Annotated in this window: 16 protein-coding genes and 2 pseudogenes; 13 read left to right on the forward strand and 5 right to left on the reverse strand. The window is 36.2% G+C overall.

Going from position 1 to position 20,108, the window contains the following annotated elements; all coding sequences use genetic code 11:
* Positions 1 to 114 precede the first annotated feature (114 nt).
* Positions 115 to 975 carry a DUF8464 domain-containing protein gene (locus AC5P2S_RS10370; protein WP_002978152.1) on the forward strand — a complete coding sequence of 287 codons (861 nt, stop codon included), beginning with the start codon at positions 115 to 117 and terminating at the stop codon, positions 973 to 975.
* Between the two features lie 63 nt (positions 976 to 1,038).
* Positions 1,039 to 1,623, forward strand: a pseudogene (locus tag AC5P2S_RS10375) (PRTRC system ThiF family protein); the annotation flags it as partial.
* A gap of 150 nt (positions 1,624 to 1,773) precedes the next feature.
* Here AC5P2S_RS10375 and AC5P2S_RS10380 read toward each other — a convergent pair.
* Complete coding sequence (locus AC5P2S_RS10380) at positions 1,774 to 2,388, reverse strand: hypothetical protein (protein ID WP_002978148.1); 615 nt, start codon at positions 2,386 to 2,388, stop codon at positions 1,774 to 1,776.
* A 382-nt stretch (positions 2,389 to 2,770) separates the two neighbouring features.
* Here AC5P2S_RS10380 and AC5P2S_RS10385 point away from each other — a divergent pair.
* The 5 genes and pseudogenes from AC5P2S_RS10385 (at position 2,771) to AC5P2S_RS10405 (ending at position 5,624) form a co-directional block, all read left to right on the forward strand.
* Positions 2,771 to 3,130: pseudogene (locus AC5P2S_RS10385) on the forward strand (DUF6876 family protein).
* A gap of 64 nt (positions 3,131 to 3,194) precedes the next feature.
* Positions 3,195 to 3,617: a hypothetical protein gene (locus AC5P2S_RS10390; RefSeq protein ID WP_002978140.1), complete on the forward strand. Its 423-nt coding sequence runs from the start codon at positions 3,195 to 3,197 to the stop codon at positions 3,615 to 3,617.
* A gap of 371 nt (positions 3,618 to 3,988) precedes the next feature.
* Positions 3,989 to 4,444, forward strand: coding sequence for an Hsp20/alpha crystallin family protein (locus tag AC5P2S_RS10395; protein ID WP_047096357.1), 456 nt, complete (start codon positions 3,989 to 3,991; stop codon positions 4,442 to 4,444).
* Between the two features lie 136 nt (positions 4,445 to 4,580).
* Positions 4,581 to 5,402 (forward strand): hypothetical protein, encoded by an 822-nt coding sequence (locus tag AC5P2S_RS10400; protein WP_185286790.1) that lies wholly within the window; start codon positions 4,581 to 4,583, stop codon positions 5,400 to 5,402.
* A gap of 9 nt (positions 5,403 to 5,411) precedes the next feature.
* A complete protein-coding gene (locus AC5P2S_RS10405; RefSeq protein ID WP_002978133.1) occupies positions 5,412 to 5,624 on the forward strand; it encodes a hypothetical protein in 213 nt (70 codons plus the stop codon).
* Between the two features lie 62 nt (positions 5,625 to 5,686).
* On the opposite strand, the gene AC5P2S_RS10410 is transcribed toward AC5P2S_RS10405, so the two are convergent.
* The gene (locus AC5P2S_RS10410) at positions 5,687 to 8,761 is read right to left on the reverse strand and encodes a DNA polymerase III subunit alpha (protein WP_002978130.1); all 3,075 of its coding nucleotides are present in this window, start codon (positions 8,759 to 8,761) and stop codon (positions 5,687 to 5,689) included.
* 9 nt (positions 8,762 to 8,770) lie between these two features.
* The gene (gene dinB, locus AC5P2S_RS10415; protein ID WP_002978128.1) at positions 8,771 to 9,913 is read right to left on the reverse strand and encodes a DNA polymerase IV; all 1,143 of its coding nucleotides are present in this window, start codon (positions 9,911 to 9,913) and stop codon (positions 8,771 to 8,773) included.
* A gap of 61 nt (positions 9,914 to 9,974) precedes the next feature.
* Here dinB and AC5P2S_RS10420 point away from each other — a divergent pair, with 61 nt between their 5' ends.
* A complete protein-coding gene (locus AC5P2S_RS10420; RefSeq protein WP_002978126.1) occupies positions 9,975 to 10,757 on the forward strand; it encodes an XRE family transcriptional regulator in 783 nt (260 codons plus the stop codon).
* A gap of 95 nt (positions 10,758 to 10,852) precedes the next feature.
* On the forward strand, positions 10,853 to 11,464 hold the full coding sequence (locus AC5P2S_RS10425) for an alpha-ketoglutarate-dependent dioxygenase AlkB family protein (RefSeq protein WP_002978125.1): 612 nt from the start codon (positions 10,853 to 10,855) through the stop codon (positions 11,462 to 11,464).
* A 155-nt stretch (positions 11,465 to 11,619) separates the two neighbouring features.
* Here the strand turns inward: AC5P2S_RS10425 and AC5P2S_RS10430 are convergent, their stop codons facing one another.
* Positions 11,620 to 14,664, reverse strand: coding sequence for a T9SS type A sorting domain-containing protein (locus AC5P2S_RS10430; RefSeq protein WP_494554792.1), 3,045 nt, complete (start codon positions 14,662 to 14,664; stop codon positions 11,620 to 11,622).
* Between the two features lie 156 nt (positions 14,665 to 14,820).
* Positions 14,821 to 15,351, reverse strand: a complete 531-nt coding sequence (locus AC5P2S_RS10435) for a Riean_0653 family protein (protein ID WP_002978121.1) — start codon at positions 15,349 to 15,351, stop codon at positions 14,821 to 14,823.
* Positions 15,352 to 16,354: 1,003 nt separating this feature from the next.
* On the opposite strand from AC5P2S_RS10435, the gene AC5P2S_RS10440 reads away from it, so the two are divergent.
* The 4 genes from AC5P2S_RS10440 to AC5P2S_RS10455 are packed head-to-tail and all read left to right on the forward strand — an operon-like array spanning position 16,355 to position 20,099.
* Entirely contained in the window at positions 16,355 to 17,149 is a 795-nt protein-coding gene (locus AC5P2S_RS10440; protein WP_047096292.1) for a phage tail-like protein, read from the forward strand.
* Between the two features lie 39 nt (positions 17,150 to 17,188).
* A complete protein-coding gene (locus AC5P2S_RS10445; RefSeq protein ID WP_228464258.1) occupies positions 17,189 to 18,283 on the forward strand; it encodes a phage tail-like protein in 1,095 nt (364 codons plus the stop codon).
* Positions 18,280 to 18,645 carry a plasmid mobilization relaxosome protein MobC gene (gene mobC, locus AC5P2S_RS10450; RefSeq protein WP_047096290.1) on the forward strand — a complete coding sequence of 122 codons (366 nt, stop codon included), beginning with the start codon at positions 18,280 to 18,282 and terminating at the stop codon, positions 18,643 to 18,645. The genes AC5P2S_RS10445 and mobC overlap by 4 nt, the downstream gene beginning before the upstream one ends.
* Positions 18,642 to 20,099 (forward strand): relaxase/mobilization nuclease domain-containing protein, encoded by a 1,458-nt coding sequence (locus AC5P2S_RS10455; RefSeq protein ID WP_047096289.1) that lies wholly within the window; start codon positions 18,642 to 18,644, stop codon positions 20,097 to 20,099. Before mobC ends, AC5P2S_RS10455 begins: the two co-directional genes overlap by 4 nt.
* Positions 20,100 to 20,108: the final 9 nt, after the last annotated feature.

Genomic DNA, 20,108 nt, shown 5'->3' on the forward strand with positions numbered 1-20,108 from the left:
TGCTTACAGCAGCTAAATACAAGAAATTATTAAAAGTAAACTAAAAAGTAATTAAAAGTCTTTTTTTACTTAAAAGGAAATTGAGAAAAATATTTGCTCTAAAAAGAAAAAAAAATGAACTGCGAAGAAATCAAACAAAAGATCGACATTCGGACGGTTTTAGAAATGTTCGGCCGCTTTCCAGTAAAAGAAAATAAAAGGTCTGCATTTTACTTTGCACTGGACCGCGAAGAGAAAACACCCAGCCTTTCTGTTGATTTCATCAAAAATAAGGCATTTGACTTTGGTACCGGAAAAAGTTACGATGTGATTTCCATTGTACAGCAAATTAAAAAATGCTCTGTATCGGAAGCCTTGAAATATCTTTGCAGCTCTGATTTTTCTTACCAGAATCCGATTCATAAGGAAAAAAAAGGCGAGATCCGGTTAAAGGACAATTATAAAATTCTAGAGATTAAAGAAATTATTCACCCTGCCTTAATCCGCTATTTGAAATCAAGAAATGTTCTTGAACAAAAACATCTGGTTCAGGAGGTTCACTACGAACGCCAGGATAAAACATATTTCGGAATAGGATTTCAAAACGATTCAGGTGATTTTGAAATCCGTAATCCCTATTCTAAAATTTGTTTGGGAAGTAAAGACGTTTCCTGGATTAAAGTCCGAAGTAATTCAAAAAATGAAGTCGCCGTGTTTGAAGGCTTTTTCGATTATCTAACCTTTCGGAATCTTAGTAATGAAGATCATCCTAATTGTGATTGTTTGATTTTAAATTCTACGGCAATGCTTTTTAAAGCCAAAGAAAAGCTAAAAGACTACAATAAAATCATTCTGTTTCTTGATAATGATGCTAACGGAAAATCCGTAAGATCAATCATTGAAAAGGAATACAAAAATGTGGAAGATAGCTCTTTAATGTATGCAGATTATAAAGATTTAAACCAATGGTTTTGTGTACAAAAAGAAGTCCCTTAATATTATATTTATTTACATTATTTCATTTTAAATGATCAATTACTGTAATAAAAAAACCTGCTTTTCGCCGAATGCGAGGTCGGTCTGCCGAAGGCGGTTGTATTGATTAATCGGGCAAACAGATGGATGGGAACGAATTGGAAAGCCGAAGTGAGGAAGTTTGAAAGGGATTCATCAGGAAGAGTCTGTAAAAATATGCAGTCAGCCATATATTTGTCCTGTGTCGATAATGTCAAATCGCGCTTTGAAATTGCGGATATTATCGACGAGGTGGCAGTAGGTAGATGGTTAAGCCGAAACCAACCTAAATATTGGGTTGATTTTGGGAATAACAAACATTCAGGGCAGGTCTTGCTTTCAACTGTGGGGGAAATTCGACAACCCAACTCAGAAAAATACGAAACGGTTGCAAGTCTTCCTTATATAACAGAAGAGTTCGGAGAATTACTCTTGCAATCCGAAACTGAAGATGATTCACCGAGTTGCAGTTTAGCCGAAGCTTTGGAAAAACAGGACTTATATATCAATTCAACATTGGCACAAATGGGCTGTTCTCTCTTGTTTAGCCTATTTCGTGACGGGCTTACTGAAAACAGGGGATTTTTCCTCAATCTCAAAAACTTCCATTCTCAACCTATAAAATGCTAATAGTCGCCCGATGAAAACATCGGGCGGCAAAAATGCCATTCCTTCCTATGGTCGGAAACGCATTTTTGCAGTTTAAAGCGGATGCAATCCCATTTCTAAAACAAATCCTTGCTTTCTTTCCTGTTGTTTTGAAAAAAGATTGCGCAGTTATTAGGATGATGATTTACTGTCTTGTAAATCATCAATCTTTTGCATCAATTCTTTATAATGAATTTTCGAATGACAGTCTGCACAAACTGAAATTAAATCTTCCAACTTTTCATTAAATATGTTCTCATAAGTTAAATGATGCGCGTGAAATGCAGGTTTACATTTACATTGAGTGCAAATATATCCGTCTCTTTTGAAAACCAGTTCTCTTTTCGCCTTCCATTCCGGGGATTCAAGATATTTATGATATTGTCCCCTTGGAGAACTCAAATAATTGGAATACGATACATTTTCATATATAAGTTTTTTCTCAAAATCTATCCTTTCTTTCCGTTCTTCAAAACATTCCAAATCAAATTCTCCCCTAATGTCAATGTCCGGAGTGTATTTAACCGGAAAATTTCTTTTAGTTCCTCCACAGTTTTTACATTGTTCGTACAATCTAAAATTTGGGAAAAATTTAGCATCATTAACGACAATTTTATTGGGGTTTCTACAACAATCATCAGATAGTTTTATTTCTTCACATCCACAATTCCCGCATTTATAAATATCGTGGTACTCAGTTTCGTAATACTTTTCTACTTCTTCACTTTTACATCTCTTACAAATCATCTTGCTTTTTTTTAAAGGGGAAAACAAACATTGAATGCAGTTTATCTGACCGTCGGTTCGTTTTCAGTATGCAAAAGTACAAATCCCGTTTCTGCTCAAAAAAATCTTTTTGGGTTTCTAAAAAAATTCTCTGCACTTCACTAGATAATTTTTCCAGACACTCCTGAATCCTCACTGACAAAAAGATTTCATAGCCTTCATTCCAATGCTTCCATTCAGGTTTTGTCTGAAACGAAATTTCTATCGTCAAAAAGCAATGAAAAACGACAAGCTGGTCAAATAAAAAGCATAGCGTTCATTGACATTCCCGAAAAATTAAAAATCAAAATTGAAACCCAGCAGTTGTCGAAAATGAATTATTAACAATTTAAAATTTCACATTATGAAAAAACCTGACATTTCAGCGAATGAGTTTTATAACCATTTTATAGGCACAGAAAACTATTACAGGTATCCTTTTGGGTTACTGCTAACCGACGGTGTAAAAGCTGTCGCAGACGAAGAAAAATGCTATTGATTTCTTGACGCCATCGCATCTTATCAGTTTGAAGAAAAATTTAAAAACCGTGAATTCCAGGTTTGGAAAATTGAAAGAATTGAAAATACCAAATTTAAACTTTCTGCAACCAACGGAAACAATAAGGTCTTAGTTAGTCAAGATATTGAGTTTTCAGATTTCTTCTTTAGCGAATTTACCATTTGGAAAGAAGGTGATGTGCTGCTTCTGCCAAGTGAGCATTAACCGTCAAACCTCACGATGTACAGGCTAATCGTGTTTTTATAATCTTAAAAATAAAATACTAATTATGGGAACATATTCGATTATTTATTTGAAAAAACCTGAAATGGCAAAAGAAGTTAATAATCTCCTGAAAGAAAAATATAACCTGAAATACGAATCATATAATGGAATTGAATACGGCATTTTCTTCACGCAGGAAATGTTTGATGAGGATCTGAGATTTATGAATAAAGATGAAGAAGGTAAACAAAACCTATCGCATTATCAACGCCCAATCTCCAAAGAAACCTACCATCTACTGTTATTTGGTATAGGCAATTGCTTTGGTGATATTGGAACATTTTGTGTTAAAATCTCCTGTATTGCCGAAGAAGAAATCAAAACAACTAAAGTTTTGCAGGAATTTTTCAAAACTCCTGAGTTTAAAAAGTATGTCAATATCAGAAAGTCTAAGAATCTACGTCAATTATTGAATACTGAAGTATAACTTGAGCTTATTAAGGAATTGGAAGTTAATTTCCAATTCCTTTTGTCCTTAAAATCGTATTTTCAAAGTATTTTCCTGTCAGCGGCAAAAATACAATTACTCCCTTCGGTCGGAAACGTATTTTTGCGGAAAAGGAGCAACCCTATTTCAGAGACAATGCCGTGCTGTGCCGTGTTGTTCTGAAAAAAGGTTGCAAATCACTTCTAAATGTCAGATATTTTTCCAAATAATTTGACAACTTTACTTATTATTTGTGACATTTTTTCTTTTCAGATTGTGACATTTTTTCACTGATAAGATTCTGGTATATCGTTTGAAAAATGATTGTTGTGTTCTTTAAATTTTATTGTTTAACCAAAAAAACGTTTGTTATGTCAATCGAAAAAAGAAACAATGGCAGTTTGCTCCCTGCAAATCCACGTACACTGTTCGATGACTTTTTCAGTCGCGAACTATTTAATTGGGGCAATAATAATTTTTCTTCCACACGGACGACTCTCCCATCAGTGAACATTATGGAGAATCCAGAAAATTTTATGGTGGAAGTCGCCGCACCGGGCATGGAAAAACAAGATTTCCAAATTAGCCTGGATGGTAATCTCCTTACTATTTCTTCTTCAAAAAAGGATCAGAAAGAAGAGAACAACAGCAATTATACTCGCAGAGAGTTTAGCTATCAATCTTTTAGCCGAAGTTTTGAGCTTCCCAAAGACGTAGTAGATGATGAACATATTGAAGCTAAATACGAAAGCGGTGTTCTAAAACTCAATATTCCAAAGAAAGAGGAAGCAAAAAAACAACCTCCTAAACTTATAGAAGTTCAATAATCACTTCAGTTTTTTACAGTTGGTTTTTTATAATGAAGCCAACTCATATAATTTTTGATTTTCAATTGAGAAATTTAATCTTTTAACATTAAGTAAAATTTTAATTATTGTCATTACTAAACTAAAATCAACGATTATGAAAAAATTAAGCTTATTCACTTTTTTTGCATTTTTATTTGCTGCGATCATTTATTCTTGTAACAGTGATAGTTTCAACAGTATAAGCGGGGATGATACAGCAAAAATCTCAAACGAGAATTCTAAAACTTTAGCCAGAACATCTGAAGAAACGGACGGCTTCTCTTACATTAACTCCAAAGACCCTGCTTTCGATAATTTTTTAAGTTCACAAACCTATCAAAACCATAAAGACTATATTAATGGTCTTGGTCAGATGGATCTTAACTCCATATTATATAAGCAATATGAAGTTGATGGAAAAGTGTATGATTTCTTTGTGGTTTCGCTTTCGCGAAATGGTAAATTGGAAGGTAAGTTAGAAATTCTCGATCTTAAAGAAACGCCGTTCCTCCCGAACAAAGATAAATATGCGCTGAATTATGCTGATTTATCATCCTATGATATGGATAGACAAACCGGCAGTATCAAACTTTACGATCTAAATTATGAAAACTTTATGCATACCAAAATGGATATTGATAAGGGGTATTATACTAATGTTGAAGGAGATGGGCTTTCTGATGAGCTGAGGGAAAAATATGCATACCTTGCAAATCCGGCTAAAAGTGCTAATTTAACTTCAAGACATTTATGTGACAGTAATGGCAATGGAAATATATCCTTTGGTGAATGCTATAGCTGTATTGTAAGAGCCATCAAGCAAAATTCTACATCTACAGCAATCTGTCATTCATATGAAGCGATGGGGTTACCTTGGTGGGGATCTTGCGGCGCATCAGTAACCGTATCGTGTGCAATCATTTCGTCAATATCTTAAAATATATATATGATGCTTTTTGAAGACCCAACTTATTTAATTATTGCATTTGCAGTATTTGCGGCATTAAACGTTGTTACAATCAGAGATATTCTTAAAAACAAAAATCTTTCAAAAAGACAAAGAAACAATTACATCTGGTTGCAGTTCGGCTTACCGATCATTGGTTCGATTATCTATTTTTCAGAAAAAAGTGATAAATCGCTTCACCTGAAAAAGTAGTTTCTGACCTGACATTTACAGATAAGCTGCCTCAGTTTTGAGGCAGCTTATTTATTAAGTATTCAACCCATCTTTATTCTAGGCAATCCAATTTCGTGTTCCTGCGGATAGGGCTGCCTGAAAGTCATACTGACATCTTCCCGCAAACTTCTTTCCATCTCTTTTGATTTGTTCTCATCCATTGAATACCTCGGATCGGCAATAAGGGGCATTTTGGCCATCCTTGTAATGGTTACGGTTGGAAAATGGTAATCCACTTCGGCGGTTCCAAGTAAAAGGTAGATTCCCCCTTCTTTAAAAGGAAATTTTTTCAGGCTGTCCGGAAAGTGCGCGGTATCAAAGTAGTCACCGTTCACATCAATCCAGGTTCCAAAATACATATCGTCTTTCTTGCCCGGATGGTTTTTCATTTTAATGGGTACGTGCTTCCTGGAAATCAAATAAGCCAGCATTCTAACTTGCTTCTTGTGATATTTTAAAAGATCCTTAACCAATACATCCCCTCTGTGTTTCGTCTTTAGTAAATCAAAAATAGAATAGGAAACCGGAAATCCTAATATCTCAATTTCATCAAAAGCATCTTCAAATGGATTTCTATCGATTGCCGGTAGCTCATAATTTTTTTGAGGTTCATCAAATAATGAGATAATCTTAGTTTTGTATTGATTTTTTGAAAGTAAGAATCTTGCCTCAATTAATAACTCGTGTTTTTGCTTTCCTGTGAATCTGAAAGCGCCGACAAAAATTAATATCTGCAGCGTTTCAATGCCGATATTAACTCTTTTGACAAAATCCTCTAAGGATTTGTAATCTCCATTCTCTTTTCTTTCCTCAGGAATAAATTGCTTGATAGATGCTTCCAGTTTCTCAATATGCATTAATCCTAAATAGACATCCGAGCCATAGACTGTCGTATGAAACTCACTAAGGTTAATGCACGGATTATGAATTGTAGCGCCTGACATCTTGGCTTCGTGAACATAGACCTCAGTGCGATAAAATCCTCCACCATTGTTAATTGCAGAAACCATAAACTCAATAGGATAATAAACTTTCAGATATAAACTTTGATAACTTTCCACCGCATAGGAAGCTGAATGGGCTTTACAGAACGAATATCCGGCGAAAGATTCAATTTGTCGGTAAACTTCCTGAGAGAGCTGGTCCGGGTGACCTTTTCTTTTACACGATTCAAAAAAATCATCTTTTAATTTCTGTAAAGCGGAAAGAGAACGTCCCTTTCCACTCATTGCCCTTCGGAGAACATCGCCATTAGCTGCTGATACTCCGCCAAAGTGCATCGCAACTTTTATGACGTCTTCCTGATAGACCATAATTCCATAGGTTTCCCCTAGTTCTTTTTCAAACACATCGTGAAAGTATTCAAATTGCCCCGGATGATTATGCCGGAAAATGTATTCACGCATCATTCCGCTTTGGGCAACTCCCGGGCGGATAATGGAAGATGCTGCTACCAATACTTTGTAATTGTCACATTTCAATCGTCGCAACAAGCCTCTCATCGCTGGTGATTCAATGTAGAAACAGCCAATGGTTTTTCCAACACTCAAATACTCATTACACTTTATTTCATCTTTCGAGATTCTTGTATCCTCAATATCTATGTGAATTCCTCTTTTTTCCTTAATCAAATTAACCGTATCTTTAATTGTTCCCAGCCCTCTCTGAGATAGAATATCGAACTTTTCCAATCCAATATCTTCTGCCGTATGCATATCAAATTGTACGATCGGAAATTCTTTTGGTGGGAATTCTAAAGCTGAATAATTGGTGATCGGTTCTTCAGAGATCAGAATCCCACAGGAATGCATACTTCTTTGATTAGGAAATCCTACCAAAAGTTGCTCATATTTATAAATGAGCTGAACCACTGAATTCTGGTCGTGTTGTTCTTTCGGTTTTTTAGAAAGCTGATCCAGTTCATCTTTAGGAAGTCCGAATACTTTTCCCAACTCTCTGAATCTTGATTTTCTTTTAAATTCCACATTAGTTCCGCAAAATGCCACGTGATCTTTTCCGTACTTTTTAAAAATATATTCTAAAATGACATCACGATTTTTCCAGCTCCAGTCGATATCAAAATCAGGAGGCGATTTACGGTTCAGGTTAAGAAAACGTTCAAAATAAAGATCAAGTTCTAAAGGACATATGTCTGTAATTCCAAGACAATAGGCAATAATGCTGTTAGCGCCGCTACCTCTGCCAACATGCATAAATCCCATCCGGTTGCTGTATTGAATAATATCCCAGGTGATGAGGAAGTAACCGCAAAAATTCAATTCATCAATAACTTTTAGTTCTTTTTCAACCCTTGCTTTCGCCAATTGACTATTATCAGGATATCTTTTACTTAAACCTTCATATGCTAACTGAGACAGTAATTTAAAATCATTTTCCCTGCTGTCAGTAAAATACTTTTTATTTTTAGGTGTATTAAATTCAAAATCAAAGCTGCACTCATTAACGATATGTTTAGTATTTTCAATAATTTCAGGGTAGTGTCCGAATTGACTCAAAAGCTTTTTCTTATCAATAAAACATTCATCTTTTCTGCAATAATCTTTTTCAGTCAGTTTAGTAAAAAGGGTATTGCCATCAATCGCCCTCAATACTTTATGAAGCTTATATTCTTCATCGGTTTTAAAGGTTACCGGATGAAGAATGACCATTTTATGTATTAAAGATTTGAGTTCGGAATTGATTAAAAGGTTTAATTCATTTTCTCTGACTCCAATAAACTCGTGTTCCAATAGTTTTTCAGGTATATTTTGTAAAGAGTAGATGACAAAACAATGTTCCAACGGAGGATTCATTTTCGGAATACTAATACCATCACAGTTGTAATCCGTCAAAAGCCTGTTGACTTCAGCAATGCCTTTAGGATTTTTAGCTAGACAGATATAATACTGCACATTTTCAACCCGTACATCGACCCCGACAACCGGTTTAATACCGTTATCCTGGCAAAGTCTATAAAACTGATAGATCCCGGTTACCGTATTGATGTCAGTCAATGCCAAAACTTTTAACTTATAATCAACAGCCAACTGCACTAAATCTTCAACAGAAATAGTCCCATAACGTAAGCTATGATAAGTATGGCAATTGAGAAACATAAGTTATTTTTAATTTAAAAGGCCCGAAGCACGTCCAACGCTTTTTACTCCAAACCTGTCTTTGATTTTATCCATTGTCTGGTATAATGAGATCAGTTCTTCCGTATCTTCGAAAAGATTCATCTGATGGCTTCCGTGAACAAGTCCGGTAAATTTTACCCCGACTAGACGAATTCTCATCCTGCGGGTATATACTTTTCTGAACAATTCTAAAACATATTTGAGCAAAGTATGATCTGCTGAAGTATAAGGTACTTTACATTGTTTAGTCTCTGTATCAAAGTTCGCATATCGTATTCTAACAGAAACGGTCGAGGTCAGCCATTGCTCGTGTCTCAGCTGGTAACAGAGCTGCTCTACCATTCCGGAGAGAATACTTCTGATATTCTGAACATCGATAGTATCTTCGGTAAAAGTTGTTTCCGTAGAAATAGATTTTCTTTCAGAATATTGAATGACAGGCGTATTGTCAATACCGTTGGCTTTCTTCCATAGTTCCGTTCCGTTCTTTCCGATCAGTTGCTGCAATACATCAACAGGCATTTGGGAAAGTGTCTCTATCTTTCTGACGCCTAATCTTGAAAGCAGCTGAAAGGTCACATCGCCGACCATCGGAATCTTTTTGACCGATAAAGGATTTAAAAAAGGCTGAATATATTCAGGCTTCACTTCAAATCTTCCGGCGGGTTTAGATTCACCAGTTCCAATTTTTGAAACGGTTTTATTGGTAGACAATGCAAAACTGATGGGTAATCCTGATTGCTTGGTCACGGCATCGGCAATTTCAGTTGTCCATTGATAACATCCGAAAAACTTATCCATTCCGGAGAGATCCAGATAAAATTCATCCACACTCGCTTTCTCTAAAACTGGCACTTTTTCCTGAATGATCTCTGTTACCATATGCGACATATTGGAGTAGTATTCCATATCGCCTTTAATGACCTGTGCTTCGGGACATAATCGCAGAGCCATTCTAATCGGCATTGCCGAACGTACCCCGAATTTTCTGGCTTCATAGGAACATGATGCCACTACTCCACGATCTCCACCTCCTATGATAACAGGCTGTTTCTCTAACACAGAGTGTCTCAGCCGCTCACAGGAAACAAAAAAAGTATCCAAATCCATATGTGCAATTGCTCGTCTCATTTGACAAAATTAGATACTAATTGTATCATTTTTTATATATTTGTAGATACAAATTGTATCAATGTCAATTTTTTCAGAAAACATCAGGTATTTAAGAGCTCAAAAAAAATTATCACAGCAAGAGCTGGCAAAAGAAATTTTTTTGAGTAGGGTGCGTTATTCGAAATACGAAGATGGTCGTTCAGAGGCTCCCTACGAAGTTTTGATCAGGATTTCGAAATATTTTAACATCAGTATTGACCTTTTACTTACAGTTGATATCAGGAAATATCCTTTGGAAGATATGATCAACCTTCCGGCGAATAAGGTGTTGCTTCCAATAGTTGTAGATACGGAAGGTAATAATTTTATTGAGATTGTTCCGCAGAAGGCTTCTATGGGATATCTGAAAGGCTTTAGTGACCCTGAATACATTGAAAACCTACAAAAAATATATTTTCCCTTCCTTAAGAATGGGAAATACAGAGGATTTTTAGCTGATGGTGATTCAATGCCTCCATTTGCCGACCAGTCTATTCTCATTGGTGAGTATGTTGAAAAACTAGAAGATTTAAAAGCCAACAAGGAATATATTTTTGTGACGCAGGAAGGGATTACCTATAAGACTTTTTTGAAAAGAAATAAAAAGTACATTACCGTTTTAGCGGACAATTCATTTTATGAACCATATAATATTGCTTTGGACGAGATTGCTCAGGTATGGCGCTACGTGAGAGGAATTTTGCCGCAGGATTATAAACCGCACACCCTGCCTGATAAAGCGAATTTGAAAAATTTAGTGGACGAAGCTAAAAAGAGTATTAGCAAACTGGAAAATAGCTTATTGAGATTAAGCCAAGAATAAAAAAACTTCCCCGAAGGGAAGTAAAAACACAAATGATGAAAAAACTCTCTATTAAGAGAGGGCGACAAATATATAAATAAATTGAATTACAGATCATGACTCAGCTCAGCTTATTCGATTCCGAAGATCTATACGAGTTTCCAAAAGACCTTTTGGAATTCAGAGAATTTTTTCTGAGCAAGGAAGAAGCAGACCTTTTGAAAGATAAACTGCTCCATTCTACACGTTGGGAGCAACGCACACAAAAAATGTACGACAAAACGGTAATAACGCCTCGTCTCACTGCGTGGTATGGTGATACAAAGTCTTACGATTCGGCTGATAATAATACAACTGTAAGGAATGAATGGACTCCTGAATTATATGCTCTAAAAGAAAGAATTGAAAAAGAATTCGGTTATCAGTTCAATGGTGTTTTGCTCAACCTATATCGCGATAATAATGATTCAGTAGCCTGGCACAGGGATAAGGAGAACCGTTATGGGAAACGCCCTGTCATTGCATCCATTAGTCTCGGACAAACCAGAAACTTTGATTTCAGAAAAAAGGATCATCATCAAAGCAAGTACAGCTTGCCGCTTCCAAACGGTTCACTGCTCATTATGAAAGGAGATTTGCAGGAGCATTGGGAGCATAGAATTGCTAAGTCAACTATTCCTATGAAAGAGAGAATCAATTTGACATTTAGGTTAATTAAGGTTTTATAACAGTCAATTGCATACTTTAGTACAATTTTTTTGGAAAAACTAAATCTTGGTTCAGAAATAAGTTATCCTAACTACCAGTAATTAAACAAATTCGAGATATTGATATTAAAAAACAGGAAGACTGAATCTTCCTGTTTTTCTATTGTTAATTAAAACTAATTTTTAATTATCGTTTGATTTACTAAGGTTTCGTTGTCTTTTGAAATATTTACTACATACATTCCTGTCGGAAAACCTTGTAGATCGAAAGAGTTTCCCGCTTTGGAAATTACAACGGCTCCCATACTGTTGGCAACAGTTATTTGATATTGTTCTTCTTGTTTCGAAATTACAGTTTTTCCCGAAACACAAGGTGGTTCAATATATTTCAATACAACATAGCTATCAGAAGTCTCTCCGTTTTTTGCAATAGAAAATGTTTCACAAGGTGCAGCCGGCGGTGGTGTTATAGTTACTGTTTGAGTAGATGTTCCACAACCATTTGTTGCTTCTACTTTTACCTCCATAGACCAATTATTATTACTTCCTCGTGCAAATCCTTCAAGTTGATTATTATAGGTATGGAGAAATACACCATATTGGGGACTTGATGACAATTTTGTCCAGGTTACCTGAGTAATGCCCTGCTCGCTACCGACAGGTGTTGCATTACTATTACTTAAATAGAAATGAGATTCGTTGTAGTAAGTGGGATCGTTAATCTGGGACACGCTAAACATAGGTTTTCCTATCCAAACCTCCTTAGTAACCGTATTGCTTGCTCCACCCCCAGCAAGATATGCTTGTAACTTCAGTAAACCATTCGCATTTGCTTTAGGAGTAAGTGAGATTTGAGGCTGGTTACTAGGACCAATTATATCAACGAGGTTAGCGCCATTTATTACCGACCATTGGATTGTTGGTGCAAAACCTGTTGTATAAGTTGTGTTATTATTTCCACACAATAGTGCGTCTCCGCCTATTTTTACTTTGCTACCACACAAAAAAGCGGTAGTTAACTTTTGATCTTTGGTGGCTTCTGAGAATTGATTGAGAATAAACTGTCTATTCCTTGGGCTAAAATAGGTATGGCTTGTATTTTCTCCATAGTAACTTCCTATCTCCTCCGCTACAAAGTTTGCAAAAGGGATATTACTGGCATCGTCAACTGGTGAAAAAGTTTTCTGATATTCATTTTCTGTAAGCGTTGTATTTCCAAAATTGTAATCCAAAGCGCTGGGTGTTGGAACAAAAGAAAAATCAGTTGCAGTAATATGATTGCCGAGAAATTCAGGTAATGAAGATGTTGGAAATCTGTATTTCCCACCACCATATTTATCAATAGGCAGCACATTAGAGGGCTGATTTCTGCTTCCAGAAAGTAGGGTATGTTGAGCTGGGATTACCCATAAAATATCTTTTTTATATACTATCTTTCCATAATATAATTGCTTTGACTCATTAATGCTAGACATTGGTCGAGCAACAAAATCATAGTAATAGCGGGATTTTCCCGGAACAACAGAAAGTATTACCTGAGCAGGATCTAATGTTACGCCACCAATCAATGCCCCGATAAAATCTACAAACCAGCCTTTACTATTGTGATGCATTGTAACCAAATCCTGGAGGTTTTGATCGGTACCACATTCGCTTCCATTTGAAATAGCTACATTCCTAGTTTGCTGAGGATAACCTTTTGACTTTAAAGTTGCTTGCCAGGTGTTGTGGACAGAATTATCAATGCTATAGTTACTATTAATATAATTGATTAACATTTGCCTGGAAGCAGGAGTATCGGCAATCGTAAGAATGTCGCTTACAGGAGCACCACCAGTGAATATAGGCGAAAAAACATAATTAAGACCAGCAACAATGGGCGAACGAAGAAAAGTTTTTGAAATATGTCTAAGCATATATTGCAACCCTAAAGGTGTATTTGCGCCCAAATGGGGAGAATCGTGAGAAATGAATAATTTTGTATCGTGGTTTTCCCCGTTATCCTCCATATCCTTTAGCGCATATCGAGCAATAAGACCTCCCATACTTTGCCCTAAAACTACATTCTTCTCGCTTCCTATTTTATTCTGATTTACCCATCTGATTGCTTTTTTTAATAGTTCAGCATTATTTTGTATATAGTCAGTACCAATACCCCAATCTACATAGATGATATCGTAATTCCCTTCTAAATAGGATTTTAATGCAGTATTTTGCATACCTCCTCTATTTAAAAAATCATCAATATTATTATCTCCGCCTTCTTGTCTAGGTGCTGTTATATGACCTGTATCAAAGCCTTCTGCTACAATAAAAGGCTTTGTGATTTGAGTTTGCCCATTACGAAGTTTAATATATAGTGTAAGTTTTGGTTTATTTACAACCGTCGGGGGGAAAGGAATAAAATACTGATAATTTTCCAGTTGTACTTTCCAGTAATTGTTGGTGGACAAGTTAGCTGCAGCAGAAAAAGCTTGCCCATTGTCATTTATATCGACATATTTTTCCAAATCTCCAGTAACTGAAAATTTGTTTTTTGAGTATAGTATTTGTCCATTCGTTAATGTAAGTTTATATGTCCAGGTATATTCACCGGCAGAGGGATAACTAACAGGTATCATCTGACCCAATGTCACTGTCTGAAAGTTGGTGGCATCGGAAAATTTCACTTCGAGAATTGAGATTTCACTAGTGTAATTACTTAGAAACAGAGTAGGTGGAAAAACAACATTGAAATGTAGTTTGTTGTGACTGTTCGCAATTGGTGCCATTGCAAAAACTTTGTTGATCTCATAAGGATCTTGCCAGACATTATTTACGTAAACATCTAAAATTTTATTTTGAGGTGTTAACGTTAGAGATCCTGTAGAAATATTATTCAATCTATCAGTAGGCAGATTCAGAGCCATATTCTGAAAAGCTAGTTGATTGCTTTCTGAAAATTGGTTATATTTGAAATAGGTTCCACCTATCGGCAGTAGATCAATTGTCTGGTCCTGAAACCACTCACTTTGAAAATCAGCGGGAGATTTAAGAGCACTGCCATTCGACGATATTTTACTCATTACTAATGACCCGTAAATGTCATTTATGATTTTAGATGTGGTAAATGAACTATCCGTAGGAGTTCCATTATATTTCTTAAGATCCGCAAACTCTATTCCTGCATCCAGTAGTAGACCTGTTTGTATTTTTGTCTTGTCCAAATCTGAAAAGGGCAATAAAAGTGTAGATTCCAGGACCGGATTGACGGGATCACTCGGCTGCGCTACAAGTTGTGGACTAACTTGGACTTGTCCAAGTAGAAGCTTTGACAGCAATAGGAATGCTGCCAAAATACTTAATTTTGTTTTCATAGGTTAGTGTTTATTTAGTTTTTAATCGAACTTTTTATCAAAGCGTCCTTCTGTTATAGTAACAATATTCCCATTGCTATCTTCGGCTTTGAATTCAAATGTTCCAGAAACAATTTGGTTTTGAAGATCGAGTCTCGTTATTTTTATTCTACCGGTGTTGTTTGAGTTTGATGAGTAACTAACCTTATCATTACTTGTATAGCTTGCATAGTTGTAACCATCGTCAGGTGTTTGATTAACAACTTCATATGTTTGGTTAATCTCTAAGTTGGGGATTGATACAATTAGGTCAATAGATTCAGTGTATCTCTCAGGATCTTTTCTTAAATCTAATTTTATTAAATAATAGTTATTATTCAACTTTTCACAATAGGTGCCGGGTTGGTTAATCTTTTTTGTGGTAGCTACCCAAACTTTGCCATTTATTAATGCCCCTGCAGTGTTTTTACCGGATTGCGTTGCTTCTGGCAATACATTTTGATCCTGCTCATCATCTTTGCAAGAAGAAAAAAGTCCTATTGATAATAGAGCTACAAAAAGTAGATTTTTCATAAGAATGTAATTTCGTGGTTATTAAGAGTTTGTAAATTAACCATTTTTTTTCTTTACTTACAAATTTCTTTGATACAGTCATAGCAATGGGATTCAACCAATTCTTATATTGGAGAGTTTCGCATTTTCTAAAGTCAAATACAGTACAAATTCTTATACTTCGTAATTGACACCAACTCCAACTTAAATTGCATTGACAGATATAAAAAGTTTATATGATTTATGAAACTCACCTTAATATTAATGGTAATCAATAACTATACACCATTTCCAACCTTTGGTAAGATGGATGTAAATTTTCTATTTAGCTGTGTAAAAAAGCTACACAGAATTTCCAACATTACGTCAATTGAATGCAAGCTTTCGACCAAGATGAGTAAAATAACTACACGCAATTTCTGAACGTGGGTAAAATAGATACAAGCTTTTGTACTTAGCAACATACGAAACTGCACACATTTTCCAACTATATGTAAAATGAATACAAACTTTCGATTTAGATGGGTAAAATAACTACACGCAATTTCTGAACGTGAGTAAAATGAATACAAACTTTCTATTTGGATGCGTAAAATAGCTACACGCAATTTCAAAACGTGGGTAAAGTAGATACAAACTGAAAATCTATTATCTAAGTATTTTTTTCCTTTCAAAAGCAATACACGATAAAGATCACGCATCATCAACAGAATCAAACTTTTACAATTATTTTTCAGAACTCTTAAAACTACCCTCCTCTTTTTAGCAAGATGTGTCTTTGTATATACAAACTTTTCAAGTTGTACATCCAAAGACTCTCTTGCCTTTTTGCAAAAGGGGAAAAAACTTCGGAACTCGTTTTTTTCTTTATTGAAATCATATACAAATTCCAATTTATTCTTTATTAATCTCCACGATTTACAGATTAGACCAGAATGGTCTTATTTAGCCCAAGCCCTTTGAATACTATTGTTTTCACGATTTTGATGTTCCAACTTTGCAACAGAAATCATAATCAAAAAAGATGAAAACATATCTTTACTTTTTCTTTAGCTTATTGACCATATGGGTCTCGGGACAGGTTGGAATCAATACTGTATCACCAGAGACCACTTTGGACGTTACAGGGAAACCGGTTGATCCTAATCATTACGACGGGATTATTCCACCACGAATAACGGGAGATCAATTGTCCAGAAAATCATATTCAATTTCAAAAAGAGGAACCGTCGTATTTGTGACTGTTCCTGCTACAAACTTATCCGGGCAGGTTATCAATGTTAGAACTACCGGATTGTATTACTTCGATGGTACGGCCTGGCAACCTGTATCAAAAGATGTTGATCCGATAGAATATTACATTTTATTGACTTTCGATTCTAACAGCACGGCAAGTCTTGCCGCAACCTCCACCTGGACGGAACCAAGAAATCAATGGGCGAATACAAACAATTACCTGACCTCTTCTAAAAATTACACCATAGGCTCAAAAAACTTTGGAGGGCTTGAAGGATTTGTTGTATTCAGAAAAATCAACGGTATTGTTAATGTTCGTTTTCGTTTGCATCGAACCGACAATTCTACACCTGTTACGGGTAAGGCTCTTATTGATATTGAAGACATATTTAACGATATAGGTTATTTTCCCAATCAAATTGTTCTCTTACACAACGAAAATTCAACCCAGTACTTTCCTGCATTGCTAGAAAATTACGCTATACAAATTCCTCAAAGCTCGCTGAACCAGATATCGACTTCCATTTACACTTACGGAGAAGTACAGGGGTATTCCAACTGGCGGGTTCCATATTTAAAGTAAGATTCTAAAAACCAAATGAAATTAAAACAACATAACACAATGAAAAACAATTTTCTCAAATTATTCTTTGTATTAATGACCACCAGTGTTTTTTCACAGGTCGGTATTAATACTCAGACACCAAAAGCCACTTTTGAAGTGGTCGGAAAGCCGGACGACGCGAATCATTTTGATGGTATTATTCCACCCCGTATTACAGGGGATCAGATCTCTGCAAAATCATTCTCTACTGCTCAGAAAGGGGCATTAATCTTTGTGACATCACCAGCTACTAATTTGGTGGGACAGGCGGCTCATATCGAAAAATCGGGCTTATATTGTTTCGACGGCCAGCAATGGATTCCTGTTTTGCAAAGCGATCCTTTAGAAATCGTCGCACTCAGAGGCAACACTTCCTCGGTTGAGTTGGTGGTGAAAAATAGTTTGAAACTTGATTTTGACCAAAAGGAAAATTATATCCTGGGAAAATCAAGAAGCCCCATCACAGGCGAATACAACTCTATTCTAGCTACCGATGCCAATATTACATCAGGAAAAGGTAACTCTGCCAGCGCTTATGCCATGTCCCAGGGAGAAGTTACCGGGAAATTGAACTATGGCGCTGGTGTATCAGCATTGAATGGAATTGCAAATAGCGTAATTTCAGGAAGCCGGAATATAGGGATAGGCGCCGGAGCCATGTCATACATTACTTCCGGAAATGATAATATATCGATCGGGTATTTATCGGGAACCGGGAACAGGACAGGCTCTAATAATGTGTTCATTGGAGCTGGTGCCGGAAGCCCCGCAACAGGAAACAGAAGTGTCAGCAATAAGTTAGCTATACATTCCACCCCCGTAACAACAAGCTCAACCAGCTTTTGGGACAGTATTACCAATAATTATACGGATTATAAATTTGCGTTGATCTCGGGGGATTTTTCTGAGCGATGGCTCAATATTAATGGTAAGCTAAGCGTGACACCATCACAAATGCCTAATGCAGATGGTGATCCGACATATACAAAGAAAGTCGTTGCCAAAGCAGACGGTTCATTTGGATTCGCCACAGAAACCATTCCTGCGCCACCACCAAGTGGAACCTATATCCTTAAAAGTGTGAATGGTATTCCGAGTTGGAGTCTTCCATGAAACAAGAAGACAATAGCAGTTCTGAGGTAATCTTTTTCAGGATCAAACAGGAAAGAAAGGAGAACTGGAAGAAAAAGTGCAGGGAAAGAAATATCTCAATGACCAGCCTGATTATCGATTCTGTAGAAAACAGATTAATGGATGATGAACGAAAACAAATATTGACCTTCATCGAAAAGCAGGATAACATCTTTTCAAAGATCGAAACCAATATTAACCAGGTGGCTAAGCTGGTCAACGGACAAAAGTACATTTCGCAAGATCAACTGGAACTATTTTCGGAACAACTTTTAGAGATACAGAAGCTGAAAGCGCAGCAAAATAAGATGTTTGAAAACATATACGCATTGCTTTCCAAATGATCGTCAAGCTAATGAAACCTGCCGGCTCCAATTTCCCCGGCGTGGACTACAATGATAAGAAGGTGGACAAGGGCAAAGGCGAACTGATGCTGATGAAAAACTTTCCATCATTGATCAATAAAGACAGTGACAAGCAACAGGTCAGGAACTATTTAAAGGCAATATCCAAAAGTACGAAAGTACAAAAACCGCAATTCCATGCTGTGATCTCAACTAAGTTTCACGATCATACCAAAGAAGAGCTTACAAAGATCAGTGAAGATTTTATGGATAAAATGGGTTACGGAGAACAGCCATACATAGCAGTTTTTCACAGTGATACAGAGAACAATCACCTCCATATTGTTTCCACAAGGGTGGATAAACAAACCGGAAAAAAGATTGATGACAGTTACGAAAAGCTAAAGGCGCAAAAAGCTTTAGCCCAGGTGATGGAAAAACTATACGGAATCAATGAGAAAGAAAAATTAGATAAACTTTTAACTTACAAAATTGGCTCTTTTCAGCAGCTTAAAACTTTGCTTAACAGAAATGGTTATCAACTTATCAAAAACACAAATGATGGAAGATCCATTACCATTTCCAAAAACGGCATCGTACAACGAAGTTTCTCAGCAGATCAAATTGTTTTCAGCAATACAGTGAATGAGAAGCGGGTAAAGCAGATCAGAGCCATTTTTTCAAAGTACAAGGGGCTTTACTCCAATAAAGTATTTAGAGTGGATGACTATAGAAAGCATGAAGCCATGCTTCCAGAGAAAAAGCACAAAGATCTATGGAAACCTGAAATAGAATTTGAAAGCGAGCTTCAGAAAAAACTGAGAGACCTCTTCGGAATTGATATCGTGTTTCATCATAAGGATGATAAGAAGCCTTTCGGATACACTCTTATCGATCACAAGACAGGCGCCGTTTATAAAGGCAGTGAGATTGTGAAAATGGGTGACCTATTCGAATTCACTTCAGCATCAATGGATAAAAGACTTTTTGAGCAGTTGAAAGATTATGGGATCCCCAATACAGAAACCAAAATCGTATTGCTGAAATATTTGAAAACAACCTATCCTGAATGTGAACTGAGCGATTTTATGCTGTTTGACAATAAAAAACTGAAAAACAAAGAAATATTCAATGCGGTCAGGAATGATGTAAAAGAGTATCTCAAAACCCAACATAAAGATGATGTCTGCCTGGTGAGATCAGAAGACGGAAAGTATTTCGCCATCCATTCCAAACTTCATTTTGTTGGAGAACTGCAATCGCTGATTGGCGAAAAACAATATCAGAAGTTTCTTAATCCGGAATTCAAAACTGGAAAGCAGACCAATAACCATAACGAAAAAGAATTTAAGCAGGCCGTTAATGAAATGCTTTTTGAATGGAATAAGAGTTCCGGCGGAGCAAAAGACCCGATGGAGGATGAGTTGAAAAAACGGAAGAAAAAAAAGAGGTAAATCAAATAT

It is taken from the genome of Epilithonimonas sp. 33E, assembly GCF_059372615.1.

What these genes read in the sequence shown, in the direction of transcription:
- AC5P2S_RS10445 (WP_228464258.1), top strand. Translation starts at nt 17,189, where the DNA reads ATGAAAAACAATTTTCTCAAATTATTCTTTGTATTAATGACCACCAGT.
- AC5P2S_RS10440 (WP_047096292.1), top strand. Translation starts at nt 16,355, where the DNA reads ATGAAAACATATCTTTACTTTTTCTTTAGCTTATTGACCATATGGGTC.
- AC5P2S_RS10390 (WP_002978140.1), top strand. Translation starts at nt 3,195, where the DNA reads ATGGGAACATATTCGATTATTTATTTGAAAAAACCTGAAATGGCAAAA.
- AC5P2S_RS10410 (WP_002978130.1), bottom strand. Translation starts at nt 8,761, where the DNA reads ATGTTTCTCAATTGCCATACTTATCATAGCTTACGTTATGGGACTATT.
- mobC (WP_047096290.1), top strand. Translation starts at nt 18,280, where the DNA reads ATGAAACAAGAAGACAATAGCAGTTCTGAGGTAATCTTTTTCAGGATC.
- AC5P2S_RS10455 (WP_047096289.1), top strand. Translation starts at nt 18,642, where the DNA reads ATGATCGTCAAGCTAATGAAACCTGCCGGCTCCAATTTCCCCGGCGTG.
- AC5P2S_RS10435 (WP_002978121.1), bottom strand. Translation starts at nt 15,351, where the DNA reads ATGAAAAATCTACTTTTTGTAGCTCTATTATCAATAGGACTTTTTTCT.
- AC5P2S_RS10420 (WP_002978126.1), top strand. Translation starts at nt 9,975, where the DNA reads ATGTCAATTTTTTCAGAAAACATCAGGTATTTAAGAGCTCAAAAAAAA.
- AC5P2S_RS10395 (WP_047096357.1), top strand. Translation starts at nt 3,989, where the DNA reads ATGTCAATCGAAAAAAGAAACAATGGCAGTTTGCTCCCTGCAAATCCA.
- AC5P2S_RS10400 (WP_185286790.1), top strand. Translation starts at nt 4,581, where the DNA reads ATGAAAAAATTAAGCTTATTCACTTTTTTTGCATTTTTATTTGCTGCG.
- dinB (WP_002978128.1), bottom strand. Translation starts at nt 9,913, where the DNA reads ATGAGACGAGCAATTGCACATATGGATTTGGATACTTTTTTTGTTTCC.
- AC5P2S_RS10405 (WP_002978133.1), top strand. Translation starts at nt 5,412, where the DNA reads ATGATGCTTTTTGAAGACCCAACTTATTTAATTATTGCATTTGCAGTA.
- AC5P2S_RS10370 (WP_002978152.1), top strand. Translation starts at nt 115, where the DNA reads ATGAACTGCGAAGAAATCAAACAAAAGATCGACATTCGGACGGTTTTA.
- AC5P2S_RS10425 (WP_002978125.1), top strand. Translation starts at nt 10,853, where the DNA reads ATGACTCAGCTCAGCTTATTCGATTCCGAAGATCTATACGAGTTTCCA.
- AC5P2S_RS10380 (WP_002978148.1), bottom strand. Translation starts at nt 2,388, where the DNA reads ATGATTTGTAAGAGATGTAAAAGTGAAGAAGTAGAAAAGTATTACGAA.